We start from the raw sequence: 4065 nt of genomic DNA on the forward strand, positions 1-4065 counted from the left end.
CCCTCAATCCTTGAGGGGCTCCCTCGCCGGTTGGCAAGAACAAACGGTAGTTTGTTCAGTGCCAAGAGGGTTCGGGTGTAGTGTAGTTGATCAAGTCAAATACTCCCTTTGCTTCGCTAGGTCCGTTTTGATTGACCAACACACGCAAAGATCTCTATTGATCGTTTTTACTTCGCTCTTGTTGTTTCACTGCATATTCATATAATCGTTCATTAAACTCTTTATCTATTTTTAAAAATTGATTCTCTACGTTATAACGTTCTTCTACTTCTTTCATCAGCAACACTTCTGATTCTGGCATCACATATTCATCATTTACTACAATCGGTCTAGCTGGTTGTGTCTTCACTTGTAACGAAGTCAACTTACAAAACTGTGGTACAGACAATTCTCTCATCTTTGCTAATATTTCTAACTTCTTATATTGCTCTTCATTCACTGTAAACTTGACTTGAATCGTTTTTTCTTTGTCCATTTTAGTACCTCCAAAATGTACCTTTTAGTACATATAATTGTACCATTAAGTACCATAAAACCCAAGTATTACAGAAGTAGAAATTTAAGTTTTTACTTTTGCAATACTACCTAACTTTTCACCTCTTTTTTTCTATAAAATCAACATCACCCAAACTTGTTATATACCTTTCAAACGCTCCAGATTTACCTCTAACCTATCTGTATTTTCTTATTCATACAAAAACACCAAAGAACAAAAACGCCTCTCAGATAACCTGATAGGCGTTTCAAATATGCATCTTGTTATTTTTATTCTTACTTTATCAAAAACAGTTTCTTGCTAAAAAGAAATCATAGCTCCTCTTTCATCAAATACAGAATCTGGATTCCATGCAATTTCCCATAGATTATTCTCAGGATCAGCAAAATAAGATGTTCTTCCACCCCAAAAAGCATTACTTGGTTCTCTCAAGATTTTTCCACCTATTTTCCGTACTTCTTCAACTGTTGCATCAACTTGCTCAGGATTATCTACGTTAATAGCAAAAGCTACACCACGAAATGTTTCTACACCTTGAGTAATTGAAACTCCAGCATCTTTTGCTAATTCTTCAATAGGAAATATAGAAAGAATAACACCTGCTGTTTTAAACGCAGCATAAGTATCCGAACTTATTTCTGTTTCTTCCCATCCTAGACTTTTATAAAACTTACGAAGAACTGGCAAATTAAAAGCACCGATTGTTATTAAGCTTACTCTTTGTAATACCATAAATATATAACCTCCATAATTGTATATATCTATAAATTAAACAAAAAATTTAATTATTCCTTCTTAAAACATAATCCCCTTGTTTTTGGGTGTGAGTGTTGGCTAGTCGTGTGGGGGCTAAACCCCACGAACTTAACGTAACTGAATATAGAAAAAGCTAACTGTTTTGATCGATAGATCTAGGCGGTTCGGCTGGTATAATTGCTAGTCCAAGTCGAGCAACCGAAATCCTCGTTTTTGGTATGTTCGGCTTGGCGGTATGCTATCACCTGCCGAATTTCCTCATGCAATGGAGGAAAGGTGGAGATTTTTTGAGTGGTTTTTTCAAAAAATACTACCTGACCATTGCATGAGGAAAAGCCCCTTTGATTATAGAAGAGAGTAAATTAAACAAAAAAGTGGTACAAACCCAGTCATATCAATGGTTTTAACGATTTTAGGCACTTAACTTTCTTTAAGTCTTTACTTAACTCTTGTTTCGTGTTTACTTAATTTAAATTTAAGTATTTACTTCTTTTTGTTTTTAGTATAAGATTTAAAACATTAAGCAGTTACTAAAATATAAATTAAGTAAGGGGAGCTTAAAATCATGACGGAATATGAGAAAAATCTGGAATATCATGCTGAAAGTCAAACCTTAGTAGGTCAAAAAAAACGAGAATTAGTAGATACTGAAACTGGGGAAGTTATTCATGTAGATCAAATAACAAAAAGAGTATATGGAACTAAAAATTTTTGGAAAATGTATTTAATGGATTTCTTAACAGTTCTAGGTATTATAGACAATAAACAATTAGATATTTTTATTTACATAGCTGAAAACACAAATCAATCTAATAATTTGTTCATAGGAACATATAAACAAATCTCAAAAGATGTAGGAGTCTCCGAACCTACTATTGCAAAATTAATGAAAAAGTTGCAAGCAAACAACTTCATCAAGAAAAAACAAAATGGCGTTTATATCGTAAATCCTAACATCATGATGAAAGGAAACGATACAAAGCGACAAATATTATTAAGTTATTACGAAGAAGAAAAACCTTTAAATTCTATTGAGGTTTTAAGAGGGAAACAAAAATCTCTCCCAGAACAAAAGATACCAACAAATGAATCAAAAAAATTGGAGATGAAGAATAATGATTGAAGGCGTTGAATTAAATATTTATTTAGATGACGACACAGTATCATTTAGTCTATCCCCTGTACAAACAGAAGTTATATTTAAGGCATTAGGACTACAATTTGATGCAAATACACAAACTTTAAGTTCGTTTAGTGATAATAGTTTACAAAAACACATCCTTCCAAAAATTAATTTTGTACCTAAATAAAAAGCATTACACCAATTAGTGTAATGCTTTTTATAATTCTCGTTCATCCCCACGTTCTTTTCTTTGTTGTTTTTGTTCTTTTCTTTGATTTTCAAGAAACTTTGATGCTGTTTCATATCCTCTTTTCTCATTTTCATTCAATGCTTTTTCCGAATATCTAAGAGAACTAAATCTATTTATGGATGCATTTACTTTTCTCTTACAAAAACCAATTATTTCATGAAATTTTGACACTTCTTTTGGAATAAACTTCTCATAAAATTTATTCATTTCATCAAACAATTTTGCTAGACGTTCATATTTGCCCTTATATGGCTTTAACCCTTCATTTTCTTTTTCCAAACGCTTCACTGTTGTATGTAAATCTGTATTACTCGCTTGCAATGCTTCATTTTTGCGATGTAACGTCATATTTTCACGTTTAAAGGCTTCTGATGCCTTTGCCTTAGTTTTGAGCTCTTCAAAGTCTTCTACGCTCATTTCAACGGTTTTAGAGCGTAAAATACCACCTTTATGTTTAACTTCCATCTTATCGACTTTATTTGTTGATTTCACTGCATTTTGTAATTGATTCAAACGAGATTCTAATTGTTCCATCTGTTTATTTACTACTTCTTTTTTCTGTAGGCATTGTCCGATCTCTTTTTCTAAAGCATTTATCTCTTCCTTTGCGGTCATTGCCTTGAATTTTCGCATTTCTACATGCTTTTTGTCACTTGATACACCACGTTCCAAATAAAAGCCCTTTTCTACCATGTGAGCATGAAAATCGTCCTGGAGTGAAACCAATTCTTTTCGGTTAAAAATTTGTTTGGCTGATAGCTTATTTTCTTCCGTTACTGGAACCATGCCAACGTGCATATGAGGTGTTTTCTCATCCAAATGTACCGCTGCATGTACAATATTCCTCTCTCCATATCGTTCTTTTAAGAAGCTATACGCTTCTTTGAAAAACACTTTTTGTTGAGCCGGATCAACCATATCCAGTACATCAAAAAATTCTCTATCACTTGTCACCACAAACTCACACATTACAACAGCATCTTTGCGAATTGCCCGATTGGTTTCTACATTCTGTTCAATTTTGTCTTTTACCATTTTCAAATAATCAATGTGGCCATCATTATGTAAATCATAATTAAGATGCGTTCGCTCCGATTCAATGTCATGATTTGTATGACTTTCTTTCTCTCTCTGATTATGAATCTGAATTCCCTTCACATCTCGCATTTTAAATTTCTGCATTCGGCAAATTGCGTAACTCATTTTTTCGCCTCTTTTCCATATGGTTCTACGTCCTTATCAGTCCCTAGAACCATATAAAGTATATAGACTTCACCCCTGTTTTTCGGTGGACTTCCATGTAAAGTATAGCACACTATACTTTACTATCGTAAAGGTGTGCCCTGCGGGGCTGTTCGGCAAGCCGAACCAAACCTTGGACTTTGTCCAAACCTACAAGGGGAACTCTTCCCCTTGACCCCATTAATCGAACTCCCCAAC

5 protein-coding genes are annotated in these 4065 nt (G+C 33.7%); 2 read left to right on the top strand and 3 right to left on the bottom strand.

What is annotated here, in order from left to right:
* Window positions 1-154 precede the first annotated feature (154 nt).
* A complete protein-coding gene (locus ACQGS6_RS23940; protein WP_000356679.1) occupies window positions 155-475 on the bottom strand; it encodes a hypothetical protein in 321 nt (106 codons plus the stop codon).
* Between the two features lie 321 nt (window positions 476-796).
* A complete protein-coding gene (locus tag ACQGS6_RS23945) occupies window positions 797-1228 on the bottom strand; it encodes a VOC family protein (protein ID WP_076872015.1) in 432 nt (143 codons plus the stop codon).
* Window positions 1229-1817: 589 nt separating this feature from the next.
* Here ACQGS6_RS23945 and ACQGS6_RS23950 point away from each other — a divergent pair.
* Both ACQGS6_RS23950 and ACQGS6_RS23955 read left to right on the top strand, forming a co-directional pair.
* Window positions 1818-2375 carry a replication/maintenance protein RepL gene (locus tag ACQGS6_RS23950; protein WP_076872011.1) on the top strand — a complete coding sequence of 186 codons (558 nt, stop codon included), beginning with the start codon at window positions 1818-1820 and terminating at the stop codon, window positions 2373-2375.
* On the top strand, window positions 2368-2562 hold the full coding sequence (locus tag ACQGS6_RS23955) for a hypothetical protein (RefSeq protein ID WP_076872012.1): 195 nt from the start codon (window positions 2368-2370) through the stop codon (window positions 2560-2562). The genes ACQGS6_RS23950 and ACQGS6_RS23955 overlap by 8 nt, the downstream gene beginning before the upstream one ends.
* A gap of 30 nt (window positions 2563-2592) precedes the next feature.
* Here ACQGS6_RS23955 and mobV read toward each other — a convergent pair whose 3' ends face one another.
* Complete coding sequence (mobV, locus tag ACQGS6_RS23960) at window positions 2593-3828, bottom strand: MobV family relaxase (protein WP_076872013.1); 1236 nt, start codon at window positions 3826-3828, stop codon at window positions 2593-2595.
* Between the last annotated feature and the right edge of the window lie 237 nt (window positions 3829-4065).

The sequence above is a fragment of the Bacillus sp. GMs2/2 genome (genome assembly GCF_050172095.1).
Classification (GTDB): Bacteria; Bacillota; Bacilli; order Bacillales; family Bacillaceae_G; genus Bacillus_A; species Bacillus_A cereus.

What these genes read in the sequence shown, in the direction of transcription:
- ACQGS6_RS23945 (WP_076872015.1), bottom strand. Translation starts at nt 1,228, where the DNA reads ATGGTATTACAAAGAGTAAGCTTAATAACAATCGGTGCTTTTAATTTG.
- ACQGS6_RS23950 (WP_076872011.1), top strand. Translation starts at nt 1,818, where the DNA reads ATGACGGAATATGAGAAAAATCTGGAATATCATGCTGAAAGTCAAACC.
- ACQGS6_RS23940 (WP_000356679.1), bottom strand. Translation starts at nt 475, where the DNA reads ATGGACAAAGAAAAAACGATTCAAGTCAAGTTTACAGTGAATGAAGAG.
- ACQGS6_RS23955 (WP_076872012.1), top strand. Translation starts at nt 2,368, where the DNA reads ATGATTGAAGGCGTTGAATTAAATATTTATTTAGATGACGACACAGTA.
- mobV (WP_076872013.1), bottom strand. Translation starts at nt 3,828, where the DNA reads ATGAGTTACGCAATTTGCCGAATGCAGAAATTTAAAATGCGAGATGTG.